27 protein-coding genes are annotated in these 26,457 nt (G+C 73.0%); 9 read left to right on the top strand and 18 right to left on the bottom strand.

The genetic code is table 11. The features are described 5' to 3' along the window. Positions 1–138: 138 nt before the first annotated feature. The 3 genes from moaA to AC069X_RS30155 all read right to left on the bottom strand — a co-directional run bounded on the left by moaA (position 139) and on the right by AC069X_RS30155 (position 3,303). Entirely contained in the window at positions 139–1,128 is a 990-nt protein-coding gene (gene moaA, locus AC069X_RS30145) for a GTP 3',8-cyclase MoaA (protein WP_478733445.1), read from the bottom strand. 163 nt (positions 1,129–1,291) lie between these two features. Further along, positions 1,292–2,941, bottom strand: coding sequence for a solute symporter family protein (locus AC069X_RS30150; protein ID WP_478733447.1), 1,650 nt, complete (start codon positions 2,939–2,941; stop codon positions 1,292–1,294). Then, on the bottom strand, positions 2,938–3,303 hold the full coding sequence (locus tag AC069X_RS30155) for a DUF485 domain-containing protein (RefSeq protein ID WP_478733449.1): 366 nt from the start codon (positions 3,301–3,303) through the stop codon (positions 2,938–2,940). Before AC069X_RS30155 ends, AC069X_RS30150 begins: the two co-directional genes overlap by 4 nt. A 254-nt stretch (positions 3,304–3,557) precedes the next feature. On the opposite strand from AC069X_RS30155, the gene AC069X_RS30160 reads away from it, so the two are divergent. Further along, the gene (locus tag AC069X_RS30160) at positions 3,558–5,099 is read left to right on the top strand and encodes a S8 family peptidase (protein ID WP_478733451.1); all 1,542 of its coding nucleotides are present in this window, start codon (positions 3,558–3,560) and stop codon (positions 5,097–5,099) included. Between the two features lie 81 nt (positions 5,100–5,180). On the opposite strand, the gene AC069X_RS30165 is transcribed toward AC069X_RS30160, so the two are convergent. From AC069X_RS30165 to AC069X_RS30175, 3 genes are read right to left on the bottom strand one after another with little or no spacing between them, the layout of a single operon-like run. Beyond that, entirely contained in the window at positions 5,181–6,224 is a 1,044-nt protein-coding gene (locus tag AC069X_RS30165) for a zinc-dependent alcohol dehydrogenase family protein (protein ID WP_478733453.1), read from the bottom strand. A gap of 28 nt (positions 6,225–6,252) precedes the next feature. Next, on the bottom strand, positions 6,253–6,942 hold the full coding sequence (locus tag AC069X_RS30170) for a lysoplasmalogenase (RefSeq protein ID WP_478733455.1): 690 nt from the start codon (positions 6,940–6,942) through the stop codon (positions 6,253–6,255). Continuing rightward, the gene (locus AC069X_RS30175; protein WP_478733457.1) at positions 6,939–7,829 is read right to left on the bottom strand and encodes a sterol desaturase family protein; all 891 of its coding nucleotides are present in this window, start codon (positions 7,827–7,829) and stop codon (positions 6,939–6,941) included. The genes AC069X_RS30170 and AC069X_RS30175 overlap by 4 nt, the downstream gene beginning before the upstream one ends. Before the next feature lie 92 nt (positions 7,830–7,921). Here AC069X_RS30175 and AC069X_RS30180 point away from each other — a divergent pair, with 92 nt between their 5' ends. Further along, the gene (locus AC069X_RS30180; protein ID WP_478733459.1) at positions 7,922–8,491 is read left to right on the top strand and encodes an NACHT N-terminal Helical domain 1-containing protein; all 570 of its coding nucleotides are present in this window, start codon (positions 7,922–7,924) and stop codon (positions 8,489–8,491) included. 22 nt (positions 8,492–8,513) lie between these two features. Here AC069X_RS30180 and AC069X_RS30185 read toward each other — a convergent pair whose 3' ends face one another. The 4 genes from AC069X_RS30185 to AC069X_RS30200 are packed head-to-tail and all read right to left on the bottom strand — an operon-like array spanning position 8,514 to position 12,717. Next, the gene (locus AC069X_RS30185) at positions 8,514–9,734 is read right to left on the bottom strand and encodes an amidohydrolase family protein (protein WP_478733461.1); all 1,221 of its coding nucleotides are present in this window, start codon (positions 9,732–9,734) and stop codon (positions 8,514–8,516) included. Beyond that, complete coding sequence (locus tag AC069X_RS30190; protein ID WP_478733463.1) at positions 9,731–11,023, bottom strand: amidohydrolase family protein; 1,293 nt, start codon at positions 11,021–11,023, stop codon at positions 9,731–9,733. Before AC069X_RS30190 ends, AC069X_RS30185 begins: the two co-directional genes overlap by 4 nt. A 10-nt stretch (positions 11,024–11,033) precedes the next feature. After that, on the bottom strand, positions 11,034–11,918 hold the full coding sequence (locus tag AC069X_RS30195; RefSeq protein ID WP_478733465.1) for an SDR family NAD(P)-dependent oxidoreductase: 885 nt from the start codon (positions 11,916–11,918) through the stop codon (positions 11,034–11,036). Between the two features lies 1 nt (position 11,919). Next, complete coding sequence (locus AC069X_RS30200; RefSeq protein ID WP_478733467.1) at positions 11,920–12,717, bottom strand: acetoacetate decarboxylase family protein; 798 nt, start codon at positions 12,715–12,717, stop codon at positions 11,920–11,922. Positions 12,718–12,877: 160 nt separating this feature from the next. Here AC069X_RS30200 and AC069X_RS30205 point away from each other — a divergent pair, with 160 nt between their 5' ends. The 6 genes from AC069X_RS30205 to AC069X_RS30230 all read left to right on the top strand — a co-directional run bounded on the left by AC069X_RS30205 (position 12,878) and on the right by AC069X_RS30230 (position 19,284). Continuing rightward, positions 12,878–13,504: a TetR/AcrR family transcriptional regulator gene (locus tag AC069X_RS30205; RefSeq protein ID WP_478733469.1), complete on the top strand. Its 627-nt coding sequence runs from the start codon at positions 12,878–12,880 to the stop codon at positions 13,502–13,504. Between the two features lie 149 nt (positions 13,505–13,653). After that, on the top strand, positions 13,654–16,281 hold the full coding sequence (locus tag AC069X_RS30210; protein WP_478733471.1) for an MXAN_6230/SCO0854 family RING domain-containing protein: 2,628 nt from the start codon (positions 13,654–13,656) through the stop codon (positions 16,279–16,281). A gap of 75 nt (positions 16,282–16,356) precedes the next feature. Continuing rightward, the gene (locus AC069X_RS30215; protein WP_478733473.1) at positions 16,357–17,334 is read left to right on the top strand and encodes a DEDDh family exonuclease; all 978 of its coding nucleotides are present in this window, start codon (positions 16,357–16,359) and stop codon (positions 17,332–17,334) included. Positions 17,335–17,420: 86 nt separating this feature from the next. Continuing rightward, on the top strand, positions 17,421–17,654 hold the full coding sequence (locus AC069X_RS30220) for a hypothetical protein (protein WP_125595359.1): 234 nt from the start codon (positions 17,421–17,423) through the stop codon (positions 17,652–17,654). A gap of 78 nt (positions 17,655–17,732) precedes the next feature. After that, positions 17,733–18,518 (top strand): SURF1 family cytochrome oxidase biogenesis protein, encoded by a 786-nt coding sequence (locus tag AC069X_RS30225; protein ID WP_478733475.1) that lies wholly within the window; start codon positions 17,733–17,735, stop codon positions 18,516–18,518. 10 nt (positions 18,519–18,528) lie between these two features. Further along, positions 18,529–19,284, top strand: coding sequence for an SDR family oxidoreductase (locus tag AC069X_RS30230; protein WP_478733477.1), 756 nt, complete (start codon positions 18,529–18,531; stop codon positions 19,282–19,284). A 563-nt stretch (positions 19,285–19,847) separates the two neighbouring features. On the opposite strand, the gene amaP is transcribed toward AC069X_RS30230, so the two are convergent. The 8 genes from amaP to AC069X_RS30270 form a co-directional block, all read right to left on the bottom strand. Next, complete coding sequence (gene amaP, locus AC069X_RS30235; RefSeq protein ID WP_478733479.1) at positions 19,848–20,399, bottom strand: alkaline shock response membrane anchor protein AmaP; 552 nt, start codon at positions 20,397–20,399, stop codon at positions 19,848–19,850. Continuing rightward, positions 20,396–20,944 (bottom strand): DUF6286 domain-containing protein, encoded by a 549-nt coding sequence (locus AC069X_RS30240; protein ID WP_478733481.1) that lies wholly within the window; start codon positions 20,942–20,944, stop codon positions 20,396–20,398. The genes amaP and AC069X_RS30240 overlap by 4 nt, the downstream gene beginning before the upstream one ends. Then, on the bottom strand, positions 20,941–21,306 hold the full coding sequence (locus AC069X_RS30245) for an Asp23/Gls24 family envelope stress response protein (protein ID WP_478733482.1): 366 nt from the start codon (positions 21,304–21,306) through the stop codon (positions 20,941–20,943). Before AC069X_RS30245 ends, AC069X_RS30240 begins: the two co-directional genes overlap by 4 nt. 14 nt (positions 21,307–21,320) lie before the next feature. Then, the gene (locus tag AC069X_RS30250) at positions 21,321–21,512 is read right to left on the bottom strand and encodes a hypothetical protein (protein WP_267035538.1); all 192 of its coding nucleotides are present in this window, start codon (positions 21,510–21,512) and stop codon (positions 21,321–21,323) included. 29 nt (positions 21,513–21,541) lie between these two features. Then, positions 21,542–21,982 carry an Asp23/Gls24 family envelope stress response protein gene (locus tag AC069X_RS30255; protein WP_478733484.1) on the bottom strand — a complete coding sequence of 147 codons (441 nt, stop codon included), beginning with the start codon at positions 21,980–21,982 and terminating at the stop codon, positions 21,542–21,544. 161 nt (positions 21,983–22,143) lie between these two features. Continuing rightward, entirely contained in the window at positions 22,144–22,923 is a 780-nt protein-coding gene (locus AC069X_RS30260) for an enoyl-CoA hydratase/isomerase family protein (protein ID WP_478733486.1), read from the bottom strand. Between the two features lie 203 nt (positions 22,924–23,126). Beyond that, complete coding sequence (locus tag AC069X_RS30265; protein ID WP_007263382.1) at positions 23,127–23,348, bottom strand: helix-turn-helix domain-containing protein; 222 nt, start codon at positions 23,346–23,348, stop codon at positions 23,127–23,129. 353 nt (positions 23,349–23,701) lie between these two features. Further along, on the bottom strand, positions 23,702–25,300 hold the full coding sequence (locus AC069X_RS30270; RefSeq protein WP_478733488.1) for an ABC-F family ATP-binding cassette domain-containing protein: 1,599 nt from the start codon (positions 25,298–25,300) through the stop codon (positions 23,702–23,704). Between the two features lie 266 nt (positions 25,301–25,566). On the opposite strand from AC069X_RS30270, the gene ypfJ reads away from it, so the two are divergent. Further along, complete coding sequence (gene ypfJ / locus AC069X_RS30275; protein WP_478733490.1) at positions 25,567–26,457, top strand: KPN_02809 family neutral zinc metallopeptidase; 891 nt, start codon at positions 25,567–25,569, stop codon at positions 26,455–26,457.

Below are 26,457 nucleotides of genomic sequence, written 5' to 3' on the forward strand. Positions count from 1 at the left end.
TACCTCACAAACACAAGACCCCGCCAGGGGGGACAGACCGAGCCCAATCACCCCTCCCCTCCACCTCCCCCAACCCCCCCCCCCCCGGGGCACCCGCGGACGTCCGCGGCTCCCCCGGGCGGTCCGGGGCGGCGGGTGTCAGCCGCCGATCGCCGACATGGGGCGGTCGGGCTGGAGGAACGACGGGTCGTCCAGGCCGGAGCCGGCCTTCTTGCCCCACATCGCCACCTTCCACAGACGGGCGATCTCCTCGTCCGGGGCGCCCGAGCGCAGGGCGGAACGCAGGTCCGACTCCTCGGTGGCGAACAGGCACGTGCGCACCTGGCCGTCGGCCGTGAGCCGCGTGCGGTCACAGGCGCCGCAGAACGGGCGGGTGACGGAGGCGATGACGCCCACGGTGGCGGGGCCGCCGTCGACGATCCAGCGCTCGGCCGGGGCCGAGCCGCGCTCCTCGGCGCCTTCCTCGGTGAGGGTGAAGCGGGTGCGCAGGGATTCCAGGATGTCCCCGGCGGTGATCATGCCCTCGCGCTTCCAGCCGTGCTGGGCGTCCAGGGGCATCTGCTCGATGAAGCGGAGCTCGTACTCGTTCTCCACGGCCCAGGCGAGCAGGTCGGGGGCCTCGTCGTCGTTGAGGCCCGGCATCAGGACGGCGTTGACCTTGACGGGGGTGAGGCCGGCCTCGCGGGCGGCGGCCATGCCGTCGATGACGTCGTGGTGGCGGTCGCGCCGCGTGAGGGTTTTGAAGACCTCGGGCCGCAGGGTGTCGAGAGAAACGTTCACCCTGTCCAGGCCGGCGGCCTTCAGGGCCTGGGCGGTGCGCTTGAGGCCGATGCCGTTGGTGGTCAGCGACATCTTGGGGCGGGGCTCCAGGGCCGCGCACTGCTCCACGATGCCGACCAGGCCGGGCCGCAGCAGCGGCTCGCCGCCGGTGAAGCGGACCTCGGTGATGCCGAGGCTGGTCACGGCGATGCGGATCAGCCGGACGATCTCGTCGTCACTCAGCAGATCGGATTTCCCCAGCCACTGCAGGCCCTCCTCGGGCATGCAGTAGGTACACCGCAGGTTGCACCGGTCGGTGAGCGAGACGCGCAGGTCAGTGGCCACGCGGCCGTACGTGTCGAGAAGCACTGTGGGCCCCCTCCCCTGTCCGGATCTAGAGGTTCTACAGCCGAGCGTACGCGACCCGTGTGTCCGTCAGGGATGCCCGAATGAACGATACGTAACGTGGCCGCGTCGTAGGGAAGTACGACGCGGCCACGCAGGGTGTTCGTACGGTTTCGGCGAGCCCCTGTCAGTGGGCGCCGGTACCGGTGAGGGAGCGCACCTCCAGCTCGGCGAACTTCTTGGGATCGGCCTCTTCCTTGGAGAGGACGGTTCCCAGCCACCCGAGGAAGAAGCCGAGGGGGATGGAGATGATCCCCGGGTTCTCCAGCGGGAACCAGTAGAAGTCGGCGTCCTTGAACATCGAGGTCGGCTTGCCGGAGACGACGGGCGAGAAGAGCACCAGGCCGACCGCCGCGATCAGCCCGCCGTAGATCGACCACAGCGCGCCCTGGGTGGTGAAGCGCTTCCAGAAGAGGCTGTAGAGGATCGTGGGGAGGTTCGCGGAGGCGGCGACCGCGAAGGCGAGGGCGACCAGGCCGGCGACGTTCATGTCGCGGGCGAGGGCGCCGAGGAAGATCGCGACGGCGCCGATGACCACGGTCGACCAGCGGGCGGCGCGCACCTCCTCCTTCTCGGTGGCCTGTCCCCTGCGGATGACGTTGACGTAGATGTCGTGCGCGAAGGACGAGGAGGAGGCCAGGGTCAGGCCCGCGACCACCGCGAGGATGGTGGCGAAGGCGACCGCGGAGATCACCGCGAGCAGGATCGCGCCGCCGGTGGAGTCCGGTCCGCCGCCGATCTCCTGGGCCAGGAGCGGGGCGGCGGTGTTGCCCGCCTTGTTGGAGGCGAGGATGTCGGCCCTCTTGAGCAGGGCCGCGGCGCCGAAGCCGAGGGCGATCGTCATCAGGTAGAAGGCGCCGATGATGCCGATCGCCCAGTTCACGGACTTGCGGGCCGCCTGGGCGGTGGGGACGGTGTAGAAGCGGATCAGGATGTGCGGCAGGCCGGCGGTGCCCAGGACCAGGGCGAGGCCGAGCGAGATGAAGTCGAGCTTGGTCAGGCCGTCCTTGCCGTACTTGAGTCCGGGCTCCAGGAACTTGGTGCCCTGCCCGCTGTTCTCGGCGGCCTGGCCCAGCAGGGCGGAGACGTTGAAGTCGAACTTCAGCAGCACCAGGAAGGTGATCAGCAGGGCGCCCGCGATGAGCAGCACCGCCTTGACCATCTGGACCCAGGTGGTGCCCTTCATCCCGCCGATCGTCACGTAGACGATCATCAGCAGGCCGACCAGCGCGACGACGGCGATCTTGCCGCCGTCGCTGGTGATGCCGAGCAGCAGCGAGACGAGCACGCCGGCGCCGGCCATCTGGGCGAGCAGGTAGAAGATCGAGACGACGATGGTGGAGGTGCCGGCGGCGGTGCGGACGGGCCGCTGGCGCATCCGGTACGCGAGGACGTCGCCCATCGTGTAGCGGCCGGAGTTGCGCAGCGGTTCGGCGACCAGCAGCAGCGCCACGAGCCAGGCGACGAGGAAGCCGATGGAGTAGAGGAAGCCGTCGTACCCGAAGAGGGCGATGGCTCCGGCGATGCCGAGGAAGGACGCGGCGGACATGTAGTCGCCGGAGATGGCCAGGCCGTTCTGGAAGCCGGTGAACTGGCGGCCGCCGGCGTAGAAGTCGGCGGCGTCCTTGGTCTGGCGGCCGGCCCAGACGGTGATGATGAGGGTGGCGACGACGAACAGCCCGAAGAGGGTGATGATCAGCGGGCGGTGCTCGCCCGCCCCGGCGGCGACCGTGAGCCGGGGGACGGCGTCCGCGGCCGGGCTGGTGCTCAGGCTCATGCTCCGGCCTCCATGCGCTTCTTGATGGCCTCGGCCTTGGGGTCGAGCTTGGTGGCGGCGTGCCGCGAGTACAGCCAGGCGATCAGGAAGGTCGTCAGGAACTGGGCGACGCCGAGGACCAGCGCGACGTTGATGTTGCCGAAGAGCTTGGTCCCCATGAAGCCGCCCGCGTAGCTGGACAGCAGGACGTAGAGCAGGTACCAGGCGATGAAGGCCACGGTGAGCGGGAAGGCGAAGGACCGGTAGGAGCTGCGGAGTTCGGCGAATTCGGAGCTCTGCTGGACACGCGTGAACTCTTCGGCCGACGGGTGCGCCGGGGCCGGTCCCGCGCCGCCCGGCGGCGGCGCTGCTTCGGTGGTCACGGGGGGTTCTCCTTGTGACGCGGGTGCGGTGGGGACGGACAAAACAACCTCCGTGTGGGGGGACGGTGGTGCTGATCCCCCCTGTCAACGGCACGGCCGGCGTGTCGGGACGGTTCAACACCCGCTGTTTCTTTCAAAACTTCTTTCTCGAACTGATGGCGCAGAAGGGAACGTCAGCGCTAGGTTCGCGTGTCATGAACCCGTCCGGCGCGACCGCGCACGGACGGCTTTTTGACGGATGATGTGGAGAACCCATGGCTCATCTGGGACACGGCCGCCGGCGTGCCCTCGCCGTACCGGTCGGCCTGGCGCTCAGTGCCTCGCTCGCCCTCGTGCCCTCCGTGGCCGCCTCGGCCGCGCCGGTGGGAACGACGGACTCGGTGACGGCGGCGAAGCCGTCCGCCACCGGGCCGAAGCTGTCCTACGTGGCGAACCTGAACGTGTACGCCACGGCGACGGCGGCGAAGAAGGCCATCGAGCGGGCCGGCGGGACGGTGGTGATCGCCCACGAGCAGATCGGGGTCATCGTCGCGCATTCCCAGAACCCCGACTTCGCCAAGCAGCTGCGGGCGCAGCGCGGCCTGTTCAACTCGGTCGGCGCCACCCGTACGGCTCCCCTCCAGCCGGTGCAGACCACCGAGGAGGGCACGACCCAGCGGCTGAGCGAGGCGGACGCCGCCAAGGCCGCGGCGCAGGCCGAGCCGGGCCAGGAACCCCTGGAGGCCAACCAGTGGGACCTGCGGGCGATCAAGGCCGACGCGGCGCACAAGATCAACGATGGCAGCCCGGACGTCACGGTGGGTGTCATCGACACGGGTGTTGACGACACTCACCCCGACTTGGCCGCCAACTTCTCCAAGGAGCAGTCGGCCAACTGCGTCGGCGGCGTCGCCGACACCACCGAGGGCGCCTGGCGTCCGTACACGGACGGCAGCGACCACGGCACCCACGTGGCCGGCACCATAGCCGCGGCCCGCAACGGCGTCGGCATGAGCGGTGTCGCGCCGGGCGCGAAGGTCGCCGGCATCAAGGTGAGCGAGCCCGGGAGCGGCCTCTTCTACACCGAGGCGGTCGTCTGCGGCTTCATGTTCGCCGCCGAGAAGGGGATCGAGGTGACCAACAACAGCTACTACGTCGACCCGTGGCTCTACAACTGCAAGTCGGACGACGACCAGAAGGCGCTGGTGGAGGCCATCGGCCGGGCCACCAAGTACGCCGAGCGCAAGGGCGTGCTCCACGTCGCCTCGGCCGGCAACTCCAACCACGACCTGGCGGGTGACTCGATCCTCGACGACACCAGCCCCAACGACACCACGCCGGTGCCGCGCACCATCGACCCGAAGGTCTGCCTGGACCTCCCCACCCAGCTGCCGGGCGTGGTCACGGTGAGCGCGACGGGTGACAAGGGCCTCAAGTCGTACTACTCCAGCTACGGTCTGGGCGTCGTCGACGTGGCCGCTCCCGGCGGCGACAAGTGGCAGGTCCCGGCCACCCCGGACGCCAACGGCCGCGTGCTGTCGACCGTCCTCGGCGGCGGCTACGGCTACAAGCAGGGCACCTCGATGGCCGCCCCGCACGTCGCGGGCGTCGCGGCGCTGCTGAAGAGCGCGCACCCGACGGCCAGCCCGTCGCAGCTCCAGGCCATGCTGAAGGCCCAGGCCACGAAGGAGGCCTGCCCGGAGAAGGTGTACGACGCCACCGGCAAGCTGATCGACGCGACCACCTGCACCGCCAAGTGGGGCCAGACGGCGTACTACGGCTCGGGCGTGGTCGACGCCCTCAAGGCCGTCAAGTAGCGCCACGGACGCGGACGGGCCGGGCGGGGTGCTCCCCGCCCGGCCCGTTGCCGTTGCCGCCGTTGCCGTTCGGCGCGCGGGTCAGGGCTTGATCAGGACCTTGAGCGCGCTGCGGTCGTCCATCGCGCGGTAGCCGTCCGGGACCTCGTCCAGGGACACGGCCCGGTCGAAGACGGGGGCCGGGTCGATCGCGCCGCTGAGCACGTCCTCCAGCAGCTCCGGGATGTAGGCCCGGACCGGTGCGACGCCGCCGCGCAGGGTGATGTTGCGGTCGAACATCACGCCGAGGTCGAGGCCGGTGCCGCTGCCGTGCGGGACGCCGACGTAGCCGATGGCCCCGCCGTCACGCGTGATGTTCACGGCGGTGCGCATGGACTGCTCGGTGCCGACCGCCTCGATGACGGCGTGCGCGCCCTGGCCTGCGGTCAGCTCGCGGACGGCGGCCTCGGCGGCCTCGCCGCGCTCGGCCACCACGTCCGTGGCGCCGAAGAGCTTCGCGATGTCCGTACGGGCGCTGTGGCGGCCGAGGGCGATGATCCGGTCGGCGCCGAGGCGCTTGGCCGCGAGGACGCCGCACAGCCCGACCGCGCCGTCGCCGACGACGGCGACGGTGGTGCCCGCGCGCACGCCCGCGCCCAGGGCGGCGTGGTGGCCGGTGCCCATGACGTCGGACAGCGCGAGCAGGGCGGTCAGCAGGTGGTCGTCCGAGGCGGCGTCGGCGGGCAGCTTCACCAGGGTGCCGTCGGCGTGCGGGACGCGGACGGCCTCGCCCTGGCCGCCGTCGTGGCCGACGGAGCCCCAGAAGCCGCCGTGCCGGCAGGAGGTGTACAGGCCCTCGGAGCAGTAGTCGCAGGTGCCGTCGGACCACATGAACGGGGCGACGACCAGGTCCCCGGCCCGCAGGCCGGAGACGGCGGAGCCGGTCTCCTCGACGATGCCGAGGAACTCGTGCCCGATGCGCTGGCCGGGCTGCCGCGCGGCCTCGCCGCGGTAGGCCCACAGGTCGCTGCCGCAGATGCAGGCGCGCAGGACGCGGACGACGGCGTCCTCGGGGCGCTGGACCGCGGCGTCGGGCACCTCCTCCACGCGGATGTCGTGCGGGGCGTGGATGACGGTGGCGCGCATGGTGGTGCAGCCCTCCGGATCAAGTGGTTCAGTCTTGTATGACTTCCCTACGGTACGCCCGCTCGCGGGTGATCGCGCCCATGGCCAGCAGGTACTGGGCGGCGAGGTAGGTGGCCATGATCCAGAACTCGGGCCGCGGGAGCTGGGGCCACTCGGCGACCCCGGTCGCGATGAGGGTGTCGGAGAGCAGGAACAGCGCCCCGCCGGTGCCCGCCGTCAGGCCGAGGGCGCTGGAGCGGTACGCCATGGCGGTGAGCAGCAGGCTGTACCCGGCGACGGGGATCCGCAGGCCGGCGGGCAGGTCCGGCCACAGCAGCGCGACGGTCCCGACGAGCGCGACGGCGTACGCGCCCCCGAGCGCGGGGCCCGTCCTGCCCCGGCCGAAGACGAACAGGTAGCAGACGTGCCCGACGGCGAAGGAGCCCATGCCGAGGAGGAAGGCCGGCTCGGCGTCGAAGAGCAGGGCGAGGTCCCCGCCCCAGCCGAAGAGCAGGGCGGCGACCAGCAGCCGGGGCGCGCCGCGGGTGATCACGTAGGCCACCAGCAGCGGCATCAGCAGCGGCTTGGCGAGGACGTGCCCGAGGTGCCAGCCGGCCAGCAGCGAACCGAGGTCGGCGGCCGCCGCCGCGCCGAAGGCGGCGAGCAGCACGCTCCCGGCGCGCCCGGCGGCCGCGGGCCGGACGGCCCGGGGGGGCGTACGGGTCCCGGCGGCGCTCACGCGGCGGGCTCCGGGGCCTTCGCGGGGCCGGTGGCCGCGGCGGCTTCGGCCCGCTGGGCGGCCGGCTGCCAGCCCGGCCCCCGGAACACCCGCCCGGCGCGCTCGCGCCAGCTGCCGGCGGCGCGTACGTCGCGGGCGATGGCGGCGTACTCGTGGGTGGCGACGCGCAGCGGGTTGTGAGTGCCGATGTTCTTGGTGAGCCCGTAGACGGGCCGCTCGGTCTCCCCGACCCAGGAGCCGAACATCCGGTCCCAGACGATCAGGATGCCGCCGAAGTTGCGGTCGAGGTAGCCGCCCTGGGAGGCGTGGTGGACGCGGTGGTGGGAGGGGGTGTTGAAGACGTACTCGTAGGGCCTCGGCAGCTTCCCGATGCGCTCGGTGTGCACCCAGAACTGGTAGAGCAGGTTGATGCCGTAGCAGAACGGGATCGCGGCCGGGTGCACCCCGAGGGCGACCATCGGCAGGTAGAACCACCAGGTGGTGGCGCTGGTCCAGGGCTGGCGCAGGGCGGTGGTGAGGTTGAACCTGCGGCTGCTGTGGTGGACCACGTGGCAGGCCCACAGGATGCGGATGACGTGGTGGAGCCGGTGCTGCCAGTAGTAGAGGAAGTCCTGGACGAGCAGCATCAGCAGGGCGGTCCACCACAGGAACGGCACCCGCAGCGGGGTCAGTTCGTAGACGGCGGTGAAGACCGCGACGACCGGGATCTTCCAGAGCAGGTCGAAGCCGATGCTGCCGATCCCCATGGTGACGCTGGTGACCGCGTCCTTGGTGTCGTAGCCGGCGGCGTCCTCGTCGGGATGGAGCCGGTAGCTGACCACCTCGATGACGGTGAGCAGCACGAAGGCGGGTATGGACCACAGCACGACATCGGGCAGATTTGGCATGGGCGCACCTTAGGGCGGGTTCCGGGGTGCCGCTAGAGGTTGTTACCGATCAGTATCCGACGGGGTTACCCGGGGTACAAGGGGGAGGGCCCATGGAGGGATCCGAAGCGGCCGCGCTGAGGGCGGCGAGCACCGCGGCGGGGTGGCTGTACCGGTCCTGGCTGGGACCGGTGCCCGGCGCGGACCTCACCGGCCGCCCGGTACGGCCGCCGGCGCGCGGGCGCCACCCGGAGGAGCTCGGCCGGCCCGGGCCGCGCCGGCCGGCCGAGGGGCCCGCCGAGGGGCTGACCGAGGGGCTGGCGGAGCGGCTGGGCCGGGCGGCGTCCGCGCTCCCGGAACACGAACGGCCGGCCGCGCTCGGCGCGGTGGCCGACGCCTTCGCGGAGCTGGCAGAGACCGGCACCGGCACCGTGTTCGCGGCGGACCTGGACCCCGGGCTGCTGGTGGCGGGGATGCGGATACCGCCGGAGGCGGGCCTCAGCCGGGCGGCGGAGGCCCTGGCCCGGCACCTGATCCGGCTGGCCTGCGAGCACACGGCGGAGTACCTGACGACCCAGCCGTCCTCCGGGGCCCGGGTGGAGATGGAACTCGTACGTCGCACGGGCGCGTTGCGGCGGGCCGAGGGGCTCCCGCCGGAGCGGTTCACGGCGTACGACGCCTGAACCGCCCAGCGGGAGCCGTGCGTCACCAGACCCGGACCGACGCCCCCCGGGCGAAGGCCGGGCTGGTGGCCTCGGGCGGGATCTCGGTCAGGGGCTCGGCTATCTCCGAGACCAGCGGGCCGTGCTTCGCCGCCACCGCGTCCAGCAGGGCCAGGTCGAAGCCGTACACGCGGGCCGCGTTGCCGCCGGCCATCGCCGCGACCTCCTCCCTCGGCAGGCCCGCGTACGCGATGCGCAGGCCCTCGCGGGAGAACGGCGCGGTGCCCTCGTCGTGGGGGAAGTCGCTGCCCCACATGATCTTGTCGAGGCCGATCCGTTCCCGCAGCGGGACCTCGTGGGGGCGCATGAAGCTGGCGCCCACGAAGCAGTTGTCCCGCCAGACCTCGCTCGGTCCCCGGCCCATGGACTCGGCCAGGCCCGCGCCGAACTTGGCCTCCGCGGTGGAGGCGGCCGCGACCAGGCGGCCGTGGTAGTAGTCCAGCATCTCCAGCACGCCCGGGATCCAGCCCGAGCCCTGCTCCGTGAGGACCAGTTTCAGGCCCGGGTGGCGGCGGAAGGCACCGCCGAAGATCAGGTGCCACAGGGCGCGGTGCGAGAACCAGGTCGTCTCCACCATGAAGACGGCCCGCGCGGCCGGTTCGTCCCCCAGCGGCGGGGACGCCGAGCCGCCGTGGTGGTTGACCGGGACGTCCAGCTCCGCGCAGACCGCCCAGATCGGGTCGTACGCGGCCGAGTACAGCTCGGGGACGGGCGAGCCGGGCGGGACGCCGGGCAGCAGGATGCCGCCCGTCAGGCCCGCCTCCCGGGTGCGGCGGATCTCGGCGACGGCGGCGTCCACGTCGTTGAGGAGGATCTGGGCGACGCCCGCCCGCCGCCCGGGGGCGTCCGCGCAGAAGTCGGCGAGCCACCGGTTGTGCGCCTGGAGGCCGGCCCAGCGCAGTTCGTACTCCTCGGCCGTCGGCGGCTGGGCCATCAGCGAGGCCTTGGGGAAGAACGGCGGGATGGTGTTCGGGAAGACCACCTCCGCCACGATCCCGTCCGCTTCGAGTTCGGCGAGCCGCCGGGCCGAGTTCCAGTTGAGGTCGGCCGAGTCGGCGAGGAGGTCCTCGTACGGGTTGACGTACGTGGCCGCCCAGGCGTCGAAGGCCTCGTGGTGGCGCTTGGCCAGGTACGGCCTGTAGTCGAGCAGGTCGGCGCCCGCGTGGCAGTCCGCCGAGATCACCGTGTAGCGGTCGTCCGTCATCCCGAGACCCCCAGGACCGGGAAGTCCCCGCCGGTCAGCCAGTGGCGGCCCGTCTCGCGGGAGCGCGCCCAGGAGGCCTCCACCGCCGCCTGGTCGGGGCTCTGGCCCAGCTCGGCCGGGGTAGGGCCGATGCGGCGGGCGATCGGGGCGAGCGCGTCGGTGTCGAAGCCGAAGACCTCGGCGGCGGCCAGGCCCAGCATCCGGCGGGTCTCGGCGACGGGGATGTCGTGGAAGGTGTTCCTCAGCCAGTTGCGGGTGTCGGGCCAGGTGCCCTCGGGGTGCGGGAAGTCCGAGCCCCACAGGATGTTGTCGACGCCGATCTCGTAGCGCTGGGCGAGCTCCCGGCGCTTGGTGTTGGTGGCGCAGACGAACACCTGCCGGTCGAGGTACTCGCTCGGCGGGCGCTTCAGCTCCGAGAACGGCGAGAGCTTCTTGCCTCCGTGGGCGCCGAGGTAGAGGCGGTCCATGAACCAGAGCAGGTTCGGCAGCCACCAGCAGCCCGACTCGGCCACGCCGAACTTCAGGCCCGGGTGCCGCTCGAAGACCCCGGACCAGAGCAGGAACCACAGCGGACGGGCCGGCCACCAGGTGACCTCGGAGACGTAGATGCCCAGGTGGTCGCCGTACTCGTGGCGGGGCGCGGCCCCGGAGTGGGTGACGACCGGCATCGCCGTCTCGGCGGCCGCCGCCCACACGGGGTCGTAGCGGCGGTCGTGGTAGGGCGCCCGGTCCACCCACATGGAGGGGATCATCAGGGCGCCGAGACCGGACTCCTTGGCCCGGTGGATCTCCGCGACCACCTTGGCCGGCTCGGCCGTAACGGGCAGCAGGGCGACCCCGCAGTGCCGGGCGGGATTGTGCCCGACGAACTCCGCCAGCCAGCGGTTGTGCGCCTGCGCGCCCGCCATGCCGAGCTCGGGGTCCTGGTCGCCGGACAGGCCCAGGCCCACTCCGAAGGGGGCGGCGGTCTGGCTGTCGACGGCGTCCGCGTCGGGGAAGACGACCTCGGCGGCCACCCCGTCGCCGTCGAGCTCCTTGAGCCGCTGGTGGGCGTCCCAGCCCCCCTTGAGGCCTTCCTCGTGGTCGTGGAACCACTTCTCGGCGAAGGCCTCGTTGCGCACGCCGAGCCGGGTGGCCTCCTCGCGGCGGGCGTCGCGCTGGCCGAGGAAGCCGTCGAACTCGCGGTGGAAGCGGGAGTCGAGGTAGGGGCGGTACCGCTCGGTGGGCAGCCCCGCGTGACAGTCGGAGGAGATGATCAGGTACGGGTCTTCGTACGTGTCGTCAGGCACGGCGGTCCCCTCAGTCGAGGATGAAGCTCTCCAGGTAGGCGGGGTTGGCGCGGTCGAGCATCGACTGCGACCGGGCGCGGATCTGGCGGTCGCTGTGCTCGCCGGCCGGCAGCATCCAGAAGCGGTCGGCGCGGATGCCGTCGACGACGTGCCCCGCGACCTCCTCGACCGGGGTGAAGCGCACCTCGTGCCCGGCCTCCTTCATCGCGGCCTCGTACTGGTCGAGGCTGCGGTACGGGGTCCTGCGCGGCCGCTCCTTCGCGAAGCGCCCGGGCCGGTTGCGGTGGGACTCCCACAGGCCGGTGCGCAGCATGTGCGGTCCGGGGAAGAGGACGGAGGCGCCCACGGGGGCGCCCTCGGCCTTGAGGTGCGCGTAGAGGGACTCGGTCATGGTGACCACGGCCGCCTTGGTGACGGCGTACACGGAGGCGGTGGGGAGGGGGGCGATGCCGCCGTCGCCGGAGGAGGTGTTGACGACGTGGCCCGGGGCGCCGGAGGCGATCATGCGGGGGACGAAGGCCTGGATGCCGTGGAAGACGCCCCAGACGTTGACGGAGAAGGCCCACTTCCAGTCGTTGGGCTCGTGCTCCCACATGCGGCCCTCGGCGCCGGATCCGACGCCCGCGTTGTTGCAGAGGACGTGGACGGCGCCGAAGGTCTCGTAGGCGGCGTCCGCGAGGGCGACGACGGAGTCGCGTTCGCCGACGTCGACGGTGCGGGCGAGGACCTCGGCGCCGTCCGCGGCGAGTTCTCCGGCGGCCTTGCGCAGGGGGGCCTCCTCGACGTCGGCGAGGACGACCTTGAGGCCCTCGGCGGCGAAGCGGCGGGCCATGGCGAGGCCGATGCCGCTGGCGGCGCCGGTGACGACGGCGACCTGTCCGGGTCCGAGCCTCATGTCACACGCTCCCCTCGGGCGGGCCGTCGAGGATCTGGAGGGGGTCGTCGTAGCGCTGGTGGAGGTACGGGAGCAGGGCCTGGGCGCTGACCCGTTCGACGACGCGGCCCTTCTGGTCGGTGGTCTTCTCGCCGATGGTGAGTTCCACGAGGCGGCGTACGGGGAGGTCGGCGACGGGGTCGTACATCGACTCGCGCAGGACCACGTCCCCGGTGAGGTGTTCCAGTCTGCGGACCTTCTCGTTGCGGGTGCAGTGCACGAGCACCGGGTCGCCGTCCAGGCCGGAGCCGTCGACCGCCGGGAGGAACTTGAAGTAGAAATCGGTCTTCACCGTCGGCTCGGGGAGCGGCAGCTCGCGGTCGACGGCTCCGCGCACCTCGACGAAGGCGATTCCGTGCCGGGCGAGGGCTGCGCGTACGACGAGGCCGTCGCGTTCGACGGTGACCTCGCCCAGCTTCTTCGGCTCGCCGAACACCTCGCGGCCGCCGGTCAGGGCGCGTTCGTGGGTCATCGGCATGACGAGCGGGTACCAGCCCTCGACCCCGCCGTGCCGGGCGGCGACGGCCACCGAGCCGGCGCCGAGGGGGTAGCCGGGCAGCTCGACCTTGCTGATGTTGGCCCGGACCAGGGGGCGTTCGGCGGGCTTGAGCGGTGGCGGCAGGACCGCCGCCACGACGTCGGGGTCGGTCTCCCAGACGGCCACCACTCCGGTGGACCAGATGTCGGGGAGCTTGGCGCTCTTCTCGCGCGACGCCGCGATCTCGGCCTCGGTGCGCGCTCCGTACCGTATGCGTGCCATGTCTCGCACCACCCTTCCCAGGGGTACCCCCGACGGGGGCCGGGGGCGGTTCTGTAACACAGTTACACCGCAGCCGATGAAGGGTAAAGACCGCTGCACGCACCGGAACTGACGCTGCGACAGATCCCGAGACGACGCGACGGATTGGCGGACCGGGCCCATGGCGAGAAGCGCGCTGACCCGCGAGCAGGTGCTCCAGGCGGCGGCGTCCCTGGTCAGGCGGCACGGTCCGGCGGCCCTGACCATGCGGGGGCTCGCCGCCGAGCTGGGCACGGCGGTGACTTCCATCTACTGGCACGTCGGCAACCGCGAGCAGCTCCTCGACGCCCTCGTGGAGCGCACCGTCCAGGAGATGGGAGCCGTCCGGCCGTCCGGGCGGACCCCGGCCGAGCGGATCGTCTCGGTGGCCCGGACCCTGCGGCGCGAGATCCTCTCCCGCCCGCACCTGATCGCGATGGTCCACGAGCGCGGGCTCACCGAGCGGATGTTCCTGCCCGCCCAGCGGGCGCTGGCCGACGAGGTGCACGCCGCCGGGCTGCGCGGTGCGCGGGCCGCCGACGCGGTGCGTGCCGTGCAGTTCCAGACCGTCGGCTTCCTGCTCGTCGAGCGCAACCGCGCGCGCTCGCCCGCCCAGTCGCCGGGCGAGGGCGAACTGTGGGACCGGGAGGCCGCACCCGGGGACCCGGCGCTCGCCCGCGCCCTGGCCGGGCCGGCGGACCCGGAGCGGCTCTTCCTGCTGTCGGTACGGGCGCTGACGCGTGCACTGCTCGACGAGTCCGGAGGATAATCGGATTGCCCTGGTGCGCGGGCCTGTGATCAGATCGGTCCTGCGGGGGCGGCTCCCCGGCGCGCATCCTTCTCACTCCTTTTGTTAAAAGATCCCCGCGCGCCCACTCTCCGCCCCCGCTCTGTCGTTCCCGGAGGGGGAATCCAGCCGTGCCTGCCGTCGTGTCCGCCATCGATTCCGTCCTGCTGCGCCGGCTCGGGACCGTGTACGTCGACCAGCCCGACGCCGCCGCGTCGCCCGGCCGCGAAGGGGTGCGGCCCCTGGAGGGCGAGCTCCTCGAACGCGGCCACGTGCTGAGCCCCGGGCTGCACGCCGCGCTCTCGAAGCTCGCCCCGACCGACCTGGCCGAGGAGCGGCTGCGGCTGCTCGCGCGGGTGGACGCCCTCATGGGCTCCGACCGGGTGCACAAGCCGCTCTTCCGGCGCTTCCCCTTCTCCATCCCGCACGACACCGAGCACTGGTACGTCAGCCGCGTCTTCGCCCTGCTGCTCCAGGAACCCGCACAGCCGTGCGTCCTGTGCGGCGAGAGCGGCACGGTGCACCCCGTCTCACCCTGCGCCCACCTCGTCTGCCGTACCTGCTGGGACGGCGCCGACTACACCGGCTGCCCGGTGTGCCACCGGCGCATCGACCCCGCCGACCCCTTCCTGCGCCCGGAGCGCGAGGACTCCGGCCGGTCCGCCGCCCGCGAGACCGAGGACCTTCCGGCCGGCCCGCTGCGGGTGCTGCGGCTCGGCACCGACCGGCCCGCCGACTGCGCCCGCGCGGTCGCCTCGCTGCTCGCCCGGCAGACCCCGCTGTCCCCCGACGACAGCGCCGACCTGGCCCGCCTGCTGCCCGCCGCCCCGGCGGACCTCGGCTGGCTCCCCGAGGACATCCCCGTACGCGAGACCAAGGCCCACGTCCTCGGCTCGCTGCTGGACGACCGGCGGACCGCCGACGCGGTACGGCCGCTGCTCGCCGCCCGGCTCACCACCGCCACCGACGTGCTGCGGCTGCTCGCCGTGCTGTCCGGCGGGGACGCGGGCCTGCTGCCGCTCCCCCGCTTCACCGGCCCCGGCCGGCCGCTGCGCCGGGAACTCCTCGCGGTGCTCGACGCGTTGAACCCCCAGTACCTGGTCGAAGACCTGCTCCGGCACCCCGTCGCCTGGAAGCGGGCCGCCGAGCTGCTGCACCCCTTCGAGCGCCACGCCCGTCACCCCCGGGCCGCGCTCGCCTTCGCCGTGCTGCGCGGCACCGCCGTGTCCGCCGGCACCCCGCTCGGCGCGGCCCTGCTGAAGAGCGCCGCCGCGCACCCGGAGGCCGTCCGCGTCGTCGGCGACCGGATCCGGCCCGCCACCTGGGCCGGCCGGCTGGAGCAGGCCCTCGCCGAGGGGGACGCCGCGGCCGCCGCCGAGCTCGCCGGGCAGCGCCCCGGGGAACTCGTACGCCGCCTCGACCACCTGCTGCGTCTGCACCGGGGCGCGGAGCTCCTGCCCGAGCTGGAGCAGGCCCTCCTCCGGGGGCTGCCCAAGGTGGGCGCGGGCCCGCTGCTGTCCGCGCTCGGCGCGCTGCGCACCCGCGCCGAGGACCGCACCGGCGGGCGCCGGGTGTTCTTCCCCCGCGGCCGGGTGGCGCGCGCCCAGGTGGCGTGGGAGGAGCGGGCCGCGCTGCCCGCGCCGCTCGTCGGGGCCGTCGTGGCCCGGCTGGAGGCGGAGGTGCTGCGCCGGTTCGCCGGCGCCGGCGCCGGCGGGGCGTACGACCTGGCGGTCCTGGACCCGGGCCTCGCGGACCTGACCGTGCCCTTCGGCGAGCGCAACGCGTCCAGGGCGCTGGTCGCCGTACCGCGCGGCAGTACGCAGACCCTGCCGGAGGGCGAGGTGCTGCGGCTGTTCCTGCACTGGACGGAGCCCGAGGACCACCGCACCGACCTGGACCTGTCCGTCGCGTTCTTCGACGCCGGCTGGACGTACCTCGGCCTGTGCGACTACACCCACCTGCGGTACTCGCGGGCCGCCGCCGTGCACTCGGGCGACCTCACCTCGGCGCCCGCTCCCGACGGTGCCACCGAGTACGTGGACCTGGACCTGGCGGCCCTCGCCGAGCACGGTGTCACGTACGCGGTCCCGCTGGTCTTCAGCTACAACAACGTGCCGTTCGACGAACTGCCCGACGCCTTCGCGGGCTTCATGGCCCTGCCGGCGGACGGCCCGCGCGGCTCCTCCTACGACGCCCGGACCGTGCGCCAGCGCTTCGACCTGGCGGGCGAGTCCCGGGTCTGCATGCCCATGGTCGTGGACCTGCCGGCCCGCCGGGCGCTGTGGGCGGACGTCCACCTGCCGGCGTCGGACGGCTTCCAGAGCGTCGCCTCGCACGGGGAGCGGCTGGGGTCCGTCGCCCGCGACGTGTGGGAGCACTTCGGCTCCGGCACCCGCACCACCCTGTGGGACCTGGCCGTGTGGCGGGCCGCGGCCCGCTCCCGCGAAGTGGCCGTCATCCGGTCCGGTGAGGTGTGGACGTACCGGGCCGGCGAGGCGGAGACGATGGCCGGATTCGCCTCCCGCGTCGGCGCGCTGGGCGAACCCGACGGGCGGCGCGGGAGCGCGGACGCCGCGGCCGCCGTCGCCGAAGAGAGCGCGGGCCGCAGGGTGTTCCTCGCCACGGTGCACGCGACCGCCGCTGGCGCGGGGGCCTCGGGCACGGCCTACCGGCTCTTCCCCGGGCCGTCCGAAGTGGCCGGATCCTTCGCCTCGGTGAGCGCCCCGGACCTGGTGGCGGAGCTGGGCGCCGGGCTGTGACCGGCCGGGGACCGGGGCCGGGCTGAAAGGGCATCGGGCCACGGGTGTCAGTCCGTGCCGATATCCTCTGTGACCATGCTCGACGACCGTACGACCACAGAGACGGAATGGCCGACCGCGTACCCCCAGGGGTACGCGGTCGTCGACGTGGAGACCACCGGACTCGCTCGCGACGACCGGATAGTCTCCGCGGCCGTCTACCGGCTCGACGCGCAGGGCAACGTGGAGGACCACTGGTACACCCTGGTCAACCCGCGCCGTGACCCGGGACCCACCTGGATCCACGGCCTGACCAGCGCGATGCTCCAGGACGCGCCGCTCTTCGAGGACATCGCCGAGGAGTTCGCCGGCCGGCTCGCCGACCGGGTGCTCGTCGCGCACAACGCCATCTTCGACTGGCAGATGATCGCCCGGGAGTACGCCCGGGCCTCCGTGACCGCGCCCGTACGCCAGCGGCTGTGCACCATCGCCCTGTCGAAGGAGCTCAACCTCCCGCTGCCCAACCACAAGCTGGAGTCCCTCGCCGCGCACTACGGGGTGGTCCAGCAGCGCGCCCACCACGCGCTCGACGACGCCCGGGTGCTGGCGGAGGCCTTCCGTCCGTCGCTGCACGCGGCCGCGCGGGACGGCGTACGGCTGCCCCTGCTGGAGTGCCGCCCGCTGACCGAGTGGTCGGACTCCCCCGCCGCGCCCCGCGTCGGCTACCAGTCCTCGTACGGGAACAGCGGCAGCTGGCGGGTCTCGCGCAAGCGGCCGCCGTGCCCGTACCCGAACCCGGGCCGCTTCGAGGACGGCAAGCCGCTCAAGCAGGGCATGCGGATCGCCTTCTCCGGCGACACCTCCGTGGACCGGGAGCTGCTGGAGGACCGGGCGGTGGAGGCGGGCCTGCACATCGCGACGAGCGTGTCCCGGCTCACCAGCCTGCTGGTGACCAACGACCCCGACTCCTCGACGTCCAAGACGGTCAAGGCGAAGTCGTACGGCACCCCGGTCGTGGACGAGGCGGCCTTCACCCAGCTGCTGCGGGACGTGGCGGCGGCCGAGGAGAAGTAGCGGGCGTTGCTCCGGCCGGGTGCAGGCGTGGCGACTCACCCCGGTGGATCTTGTTCCGGCCTGCCCGCCCGCGAAGCATGCCGCGCATGGCACGTTGCGAGGTCTGCGGAAACGACTACGGCATGTCCTTCGAGGTGCACGCGCAGGGCGCGGTGCACGTCTTCGACTGCTTCTCCTGCGCCATCCACCGCATGGCGCCCATCTGCGAGCACTGCCGGGTCCAGATCATCGGGCAGGGCGTCGAGGTCGAGGGCCAGTGGTACTGCGGCGGGCACTGCGCCCGAGCGGAGGGGAAGGTGGGCATCGTCGACCGCGTCTGACCCCTCGTCCCGCTCCCCCGGACCCCGGAAGGCCACCCGGCCGCCGGGGTCCCCGTCGCTGGGGGTACCGTCGTGGGCGTGTACCGCTTTGTGCTGACCCGGCAGTGGGTGTCCCTCACCCTCGTCGCCCTCGTCCTCATCCCCGTGATGATCAAGCTGGGGTTCTGGCAGTTCCACCGCCACGAGCACCGGGTCGCCCAGAACGAGCTGATCGAGAAGAACCTCTACGGGAAGCCCGTGCCGGTGACCGAGGTCACCTCGCCCGGGCACACCGTCCCCAGGGCCGACTACTGGCGTGCCGTCACCGCCACCGGCACGTACGACCCCGCGCACGAGGTCGTCGTACGGATGCGCACCTCGAACGGCGACAAGGTCGGCTTCCACGTGGTGACCCCGCTGGTGCTCGGCGACGGCCGGGCGGTGCTGGTCAACCGGGGCTGGGTGGCCGGCGGCGGCGACCCGCGCGCCTACCCGCCGGTGCCGGCCGCGCCCTCGGGCGAGGTCACGGTGACGGGCCGGCTCAAGGCCGACGAGACCAGCGGCGGAAGCGGCATCAAGGACCGCAAGGGCCTGCCCGACCGCCAGGTGATGCTGATCAACAGCGAGCAGCAGGCGGCCGGCCTGGGCAGGCCGGTACTCGGCGGCTACCTCGAACTGACCGCCCCCGCGCCGGCCGACGGCAGCCCCGAGCCGGTGGCCGAACCCGACCACGACTCGATCGGCGCGCACATGGCGTACGCGATCCAGTGGTGGCTGTTCGCCTCGGCGGTGCCGGTGGGGTGGGTGGTCCTGGTGCGGCGGGAGAAGCGCGACCGCGAGGAGGCCGCGGCCAGGGCCGTGTCACCGGAGCCCGCTTCGGCGTAGGTTGTCCGGCATGGATCTTGGACTGAAGGACCGCGTCTACGTCGTCACCGGAGCCACCCGGGGCCTCGGCTTCGCCTCGGCACGGGAGCTCACCGCCGACGGGGCGAAGGTCGTGCTGACCGGCAGGGACGAGAAGCGCGTCGCGGACGCGGCCGCCGAACTCGGGCCGAACGCGGTGGGCGTGGCGGTGGACAACTCCGACCCGGCGGCGGCCGCGCGGCTCGTGGCCCTCGCCCGGGGGCGGTTCGGGCGCTTCGACGGCATCCTCATCAGCGTCGGCGGCCCCGCGCCCGGTTCCGCAGCCGACAACACCGACGAGCAGTGGACGGCGGCGTTCGAGACCGTCTTCCTGGGCGCGGTCCGGCTCGCCCGGACGGCCGCGGCGGAGCTGGGCGAAGGCGGGGTCATCGGCTTCGTGCTGTCGGGCTCGGTGCACGAGCCGATCCCCGGGCTGACGATCTCGAACGGCCTGCGGCCGGGGCTGGCGGGCTTCGCCAAGTCCCTGTCGGTGGAGCTGGGACCGCGCGGGATCCGCGTGATCGGGCTGCTGCCGGCGCGGATCGACACGGACCGGGTGCGGGAGCTGGACGCGCTGTCCGGCGACGCGGAGGCGGCCCGGGCGGGGAACGAGGCCCGCATCCCGCTGCGGCGCTACGGGACGCCGGAGGAGTTCGGCCGCACGGCGGCGTTCGTGCTGTCCCCGGCAGCGTCGTACCTCACGGGGCTCATGCTTCCGGTGGACGGCGGAGCCCGCCACGGCTTCTAGGGGGTGTTGCGAAAGTTCTGTGCGGTGCCCGCGATGTCCGGTGCGTGCTCTCGGCGTGCCGGGCGAAGGCCCTCGTACTGGGCGTACTCGGGCCTTCGGCCGGTGCGGCGAGAGTGCGTGCCGGGCGCCGTGGGCATCGTGCAGGACTTTCGCAACACCCCCTAGTTCCGGACGCGGCCCTCGCGCCGCTCGGCGCCGGCGCGCTTCCCGGGCTTCGGCCCGCTGCGCCGGACTCCGTCCGGCGGGGCCGGGGCGGAGCCCGTTGTCGTGGCCGGGGTGGGTGGGCCGAGTGCGGGGGGTGTGCCGCCGCGCGGGCTTGACCCCTCCCCGCCCTTCCAGCGTTCCCGGGGGCTTCGCCCCTGACCCCGATCCGGGCGCTGCGCACCGGGCGGCGAATCCGGCCTCACCGGCGTGCGAGCACGGGGCCTGGAGGCGGGTGCCCCCAGGGGGGCCCGGGGCAGCACCCCTGGGGCCCCGGACGGAGTCTGAGGGGAACGGGGAAGGGCGCAGCGGTACACCGCCGGCACGCGCCCGCCGGCCCGCACCACACGCGGCGGCCGGGGTCAGGTGACCCGTTGCGCCGGGTGCGGGGTCACCTTCAGGCGGGCTTCCGCCGTGAGGGACGGGAGGCCCGTCGCGGTGCGGGCGTGGCCCAGGACCGGCCCCGCGAGGGCGGCGAGGGCGTCCGCCGGAACCGCGTGGGGTTCCAGTTCCAGCGCCACCCGCAGGGTCGGGGCCCCGCGCCGCCCGCGCAGCGCGACCCGGCAGTCGGCGACCCCGTCCAGCGCCCCCGCCTCCGCCGCCACCGCCGACTCCAGCGCCCGCCCCCGCAGCAGGGCGAAGCCCCCGTCGCCGGTGTCCACCTCCAGCGCCGGGAGCCGCGACCGCCGCAGCTGCGCCACCAGCCACCACAGCGCCAGCAGCACGCACACCGCCAGGCCTGCGAACACCGCCCACCACCACCCGCCCTCCAGGCCCCGACGCCACCGCAGCAACGGTGCGTGCCGCCCGGCCAGCGGCCAGGACGCGGTGAGGACGACGAGGCCGGCCGCCAGCAGCACCAGCCCGGTCAGCGCGAGCACCGCCCGGTTCACCACCCCCAGCATCCCGTTCACCTCCTGACCCGGATCCGGGCCCGTGGCGGGTGCGCGAGGCCCAGCTCCCCGATGCCGACGGCGAGCACCTCGTCCAGGTCGGCGCGTACGTCGTCCAGTTCGCGGAAGTGCGAGGTGGCCCGGACTCCGACCCGGGTGCGGCCCACCCTGACCCGGACCGAGCGGACCCCGGCCACCTCCATGGCCCGGTCCCGCAGGATCAGCGCGGCGGCCCGGCGGCCGATGCCCGCCCGCACCCCGGGCTCCGTCCGCATCGGCAGCACCCCGCGCAGGCCGGGGGCGAGCGCCAGCAGCAACAGCACCGCTCCGGCGAGGGCCAGCAGCGCCCCGGCCGCCAGGACCGCCGCGTCGGCCGGGGTGTGCCGCTCCAGCAGGGCGGAGAGCTCGCGGCGCCAGCGCATCCCGGGCCGGTGCGCCCGTACCGCGGCCAGGTCGTAGAGGAAGAGCCCCGCAGCCGCGAGCACCGCCAGGGCGGTGACCACGGCCGGGAGCCGTCGCGGCGAACGGAAGCGGTGGGAGGCGCGGCGGGGGCGCGGGGCGTTCACCGCAGCCGCCGGTCCCGCCCGGCGGCCCCAGGGCGGGTGTGGGTGGAGTGCAGGCGCTCGATGTCGACGTCCACCTCGGGGACCGCCATGGCCGTGCACTCTTCGACGCGCCGGGTGACCTGACGGCGTACGGCCGCGCACTGGGCGGCGAGGTCGGACGGGTAGGCCGCCTCCAGGCTCACCCGGACCCGGGCGATGCCGTGGTGGACGGTGACGGTGGCGTGCGGGGCCTCCCCGGGCAGCACGTCGAGGGCCTCCCGGGCGGCCTGCGCCGCGATCTTGGCGACGACCCGGTCGGCGATCCGCAGGGATCCCCGGTCGGCGGGCGCGACCTTCGGCGGCAGCGGGCGCGGATCGCTCATCGGCCCCCTCACCCTCACCCGCGCCGGTCGTCGCGGCCGCGGGGCCGGAACAGGTCGCCCGGTTCGAGGTCCCCGTCGAGGAAGCGGCCGACGAGGAAGCCGATGGCGCCGAGCGCCGCCACCAGCAGGAAGGCCCCGAAGCCGCCGAAGTAACCGGCGAACGCCAGGGCGATGCCGGCGAACAGGCCGGCGACCGCCATGCTCATCGCGTCGTTCCTCTCCGCGCGCGGCCCCGCTACCGGAGCCGCGATTCCGGTTCGCCGTCGGACTCGTCGGGCTCGTCGGGGAGCTTGACGTCGCTGACGGCGATGTTGACCTCGACGACCTCCAGGCCGGTCATCCGCTCGACGGCCGCGATGACGTTCTCGCGGACCGCCCGGGCCACCTCGCGGATCTCCACGCCGTAGTCGACGACGATCTCCAGGTCGAGGGCGGTCTGGACCTCGCCGACCTCCGCCTTGACCCCTCGGGCGGCGGCGGACTTCGCTCCGCCGGGCACCCGGTCGCGGACGGCTCCGAAGGTCCGGGAGAGTCCGCTGCCGCTGCCCATGGCATGGACGCCGGCCACCTCCCGGGCCGCCAGCCCGGCGATCTTCTCGACCACCCCGTCGGCGATGCTGGTGCGGCCTCGGTCCGCGGGGTCCTTGGCGAAGCCTGCTGATGCGGATTCGGTCATCGGACGTCCTTAGGAAGGGGGAGCCTCCCGACCACGGTAAGCGCCTACGGGCGCCGCCGCGCCGGAGACTACGCCGGAAGGCCGGAACGGTCCTCCCGTTCCGGCCTTCCGGGCCCGCGGACGTGCGCGGGCACGTGGGCGTGGGCGTGGGTGTACGGGCCTCAGTCGGACAGGCCCGCCAGGTCGCGCAGGCGGCGGGCCTGGGCGGCGCGCTCGGCGGCGCGCTGGTCGTCGTACGTCCGGGACGGGGCCTCGGCCAGCAGCGCCTTGGTCTCGATGACGGCGTCGCGGGGCGGGGCCAGCAGGGCGGTGGTCAGGTCCTGGACGGCGGCCTCCAGTTCGGCGGCCGGGACGACCAGGTTGGCGAGGCCCACCCGCTCGGCCTCCTCGGCGTGCACGAAGCGGCCCGTGGCGCAGATCTCCAGCGCGCGGGCGTAGCCGACGAGGGCGGTCAGCGGCCGGGTGCCGGCCAGGTCGGGGACCAGGCCCAGGCTGGTCTCCCGCATGGCGAACTGCACGTCGTCCGCGACCACGCGCAGGTCACAGGCGAGCGCGAGCTGGAAGCCCGCCCCGATCGCGTGGCCCTGCACGGCGGCGATGGAGACGATGTCGTTGCGCCGCCACCAGGTGAAGGCCTCCTGGTACTCGGCGATGGTGGAGTCGAGCAGGTCGTCCGAACCGCGCGCCAGATCGAGGAAGGACGGCTCGCCCTCGAAGCCCTCGGGGGTGAACGCCTGCCGGTCGAGCCCTGCGGAGAAGGACTTGCCCTCGCCGCGCAGCACGACGACCCGGACGGTGCCGGGCAGCGACCGTCCGGCCTCCGCCAACGCCCGCCAGAGCGCGGGGGACTGGGCGTTTCGCTTGGCCGGATTGGTCAGTGTCACCGTGGCGACCGTGTCGTCGATGGTGAGCCGTACGCCATCCTTGTCGAGCAGAGCCATCAGGTGCCTCCGGTGCAGTCGTGGCCGCATACTCGGCCTAAGTGACTGCACAGTAACCACCCAGCCGACCGCAGGGCCGACCGGGGGTCACCGAAGGTACCGTGCGTGGAACGGGATGAAACAGACAGCATGGATCAGACAGCGTGAAAGAGAACGGAGCTGTCGAGCGGTTCCGGATTCCGGCCCGGGCCTGACGGCCAGGGTCAGGCAGCGGCCGCCTTCTTGCCGCGCGTCGCGCCACCGCGACCACGCAGCGTGACTCCGGACTCACTGAGCATCCGGTGGACGAATCCGTAGGACCGGCCGGTCTCTTCGGCCAGCGCCCGGATACTCGCACCGGAGTCGTACTTCTTCTTCAGGTCTGCCGCGAGCTTGTCGCGCGCGGCGCCGGTCACCCGGCTGCCCTTCTTCAGAGTCTCGGCCACCCGTGCCTCCTCGTGGGAAGTGCGCTCTGTGCTTCTCATGATCACCCCTCCCCGGCTTCCTGGCCACCCATTCAGCAAGGTCGGTGCGACGGCATTTCCCGGTCCGTGGACACCCGAGCAGAACGGAATCTTCTCTTCCGTTGCATGACCTCCATCACATTCACCCGCCGCCGGGGGGAATCACCAGGTCAGGGGCCGGGCACGGAAAACGGCCGGCCCCGGCGACGCATCGGCGGGGATGCGGCCGGGGCCGGTGTACAGAGCGCGGGGGTACGAGACCGTCTCACTCAGATGATGGATCACGCCTGAGCCGAATGATCCATAAGGAACTGGATCACCCTTCGCGGGGCGGGTCAGGCGAGCGCGACCAGGTCCCGGTAGTCCGGGCCCCACAGGTCCTCGACCCCGTCCGGGAGCAGGATGATCCGCTCCGGTTCCAGGGCTTCCACGGCGCCCTCGTCGTGCGTGACCAGGATGACGGCGCCCTTGTACGTGCGCAGCGCGCCGAGGATCTCCTCGCGGCTGGCGGGGTCGAGGTTGTTGGTGGGCTCGTCGAGCAGCAGCACGTTGGCCGAGGAGACGACCAGGGTGGCCAGGGCAAGACGGGTCTTCTCGCCGCCGGAGAGCACGCCCGCCGGCTTGTCCACGTCGTCGCCGGAGAACAGGAAGGAACCGAGCGTCTTGCGCACGTCGACCAGGTCCAGGTCGGGCGCGGAGGAGCGCATGTTCTCCAGGACCGTGCGGTCCGGGTCGAGAGTCTCGTGCTCCTGGGCGTAGTAGCCCAGCTTGAGGCCGTGACCGGGCACGACGGTGCCGGTGTCGGGCTTCTCGGTGCCCGACAGCAGGCGCAGCAGGGTGGTCTTGCCGGCGCCGTTGAGGCCGAGGATGACCACGCGGGAGCCCTTGTCGATGGCCAGGTCGACGTCGGTGAAGATCTCCAGCGAGCCGTAGGACTTCGACAGGCCCTCGGCGGTCAGCGGGGTCTTGCCGCAGGGCGCCGGGTCCGGGAAGCGGAGCTTGGCGACCTTGTCGGAGGCGCGGACGGCCTCCAGGCCGGAGAGCAGCCGGTCGGCGCGCTTGGCCATGTTCTGGGCGGCGACCGTCTTGGTGGCCTTGGCGCGCATCTTGTCGGCCTGGGCGTTGAGGGCGGCGGCCTTCTTCTCGGCGTTCTGGCGCTCGCGCTTGCGGCGCTTCTCGTCCGCCTCGCGCTGCTGCTGGTAGAGCTTCCAGCCCATGTTGTAGACGTCGATCTGGGAACGGTTGGCGTCGAGGTAGAAGACCTTGTTGACCACGGTCTCGACCAGGTCGACATCGTGGGAGATCACGATGAAGCCGCCGCGGTAGTTCTTCAGGTAGTCGCGCAGCCAGACGATCGAGTCGGCGTCGAGGTGGTTGGTGGGCTCGTCGAGGAGCAGGGTGTCGGCGTCCGAGAAGAGGATCCGGGCGAGCTCGACGCGGCGGCGCTGGCCGCCGGAGAGGGTGTGCAGCGGCTGGCCGAGGACCCGGTCGGGGAGGCTGAGGGCGGCCGAGATCGTCGCGGCCTCGGACTCGGCGGCGTAGCCGCCCTTGGTCAGGAACTCGGTCTCCTGGCGCTCGTACTGCTTGAGGGCCTTGTCACGGGTGGCGCCGGTGCCGGTGGCGATGCGCTCCTCGTTGGCCCGCATCTTCTTGATCAGTACGTCGAGCCCGCGCGCGGAGAGGATCCGGTCGCGGGCGAGCACGTCGAGGTCGCCGGTGCGCGGGTCCTGCGGGAGGTAGCCGACCTCACCGGAACGGGTGATGGTGCCGCCCGCGGGCTGCCCCTCGCCGGCGAGGCACTTGGTGAGGGTGGTCTTGCCGGCTCCGTTGCGGCCGACGAGCCCGATGCGGTCGCCCTTGGCGACGCGGAAGGACGCGTTCTCGATGAGGATGCGGGCGCCGGCGCGCAGCTCGATGCCGGTGGCGGTGATCACGGAAATACTCCAGGGCGGTGGGGACGGCGGAAGTGGGGGCAGGGCGCGTGCTTCGACGCCGCTAATCCGCGAGGAGATTTGCCATGGGATTCATTCTACCGGGGGCGCGCAACCGCTTTTCTGGCGCTCCCGGCCCCCCTCCCCTCCCCCGTTCGGACCACGGGCCACGCGGGGCCGCCGGGGCGCGTAGCAGGATGAACGGGCTGATACTCGCCGCAGGGGCGGCCGGGCGGCCCCCCTGGTGTCACCGACAGAGGCGGTGCGGGATGCAGTTCGACGACAACGCCAATCTGGACACGTCCGAGGTCAAGGACGTGCGCGGCAGCCGCGTCCCGGGCGGGAGGGCAACGATCGGCGGTGGCCTCGTCGGTCTGATCGCACTGGTGCTGGGGCTGCTCTTCGGGGTGGGTCCGGAGCAGCTGGGCCTGTCCGACGGGAGTCCGGAGCCGGCCTCGACCGCCTCCTCGGCCGCTCAGGTGCAGCAGGCGTGCCGGACGGGGCAGGACGCGAACACGCGCGAGGACTGCCGGCTCGTGGCGGTGGTCAACAGCACGCAGGACTTCTGGCAGCAGGAGTTCCAGAGGCGGGGCGGCAGCTACAGACCGGCGTCCACGGTCTTCTTCTCCGGCCGGGTGAACACCGCGTGCGGGGCGGCCACCTCGGCGGTGGGCCCGTTCTACTGCCCCGCTGACCGGCAGGTCTACCTGGACCTGGGCTTCTTCAACGAGCTGCGGACGAAGTTCGGGGCGAGCGGCGGGCCCTTCGCCCAGGCGTACGTCGTGGCCCACGAGTACGGGCACCACATCCAGAACCTGACCGGGACGCTCCAGCGGGCCCAGGACGGGCGGCAGGGCGCCGACAGCAACGCGGTGAAGGTCGAGCTCCAGGCCGACTGCTACGCGGGGGTGTGGGCGCACAACGCGACGCGGACCCCGGACGAGTCCACGGGGCGGCCGCTGATCACCAGCCTGACCGACCAGGACATCAGGGACGGGCTGGACGCGGCGGCCGCGGTCGGCGACGACCGGATCCAGGAGAAGTTCCAGGGCCGGGTCACCCCGGAGTCCTGGACGCACGGCTCGGCCGAGCAGCGCCAGCAGTGGTTCTACCAGGGGTACCGCACGGGCGACATGGCCCAGTGCAACACCTTCCGCTGA

The organism is Streptomyces sp. NPDC043896, assembly GCF_056435605.1.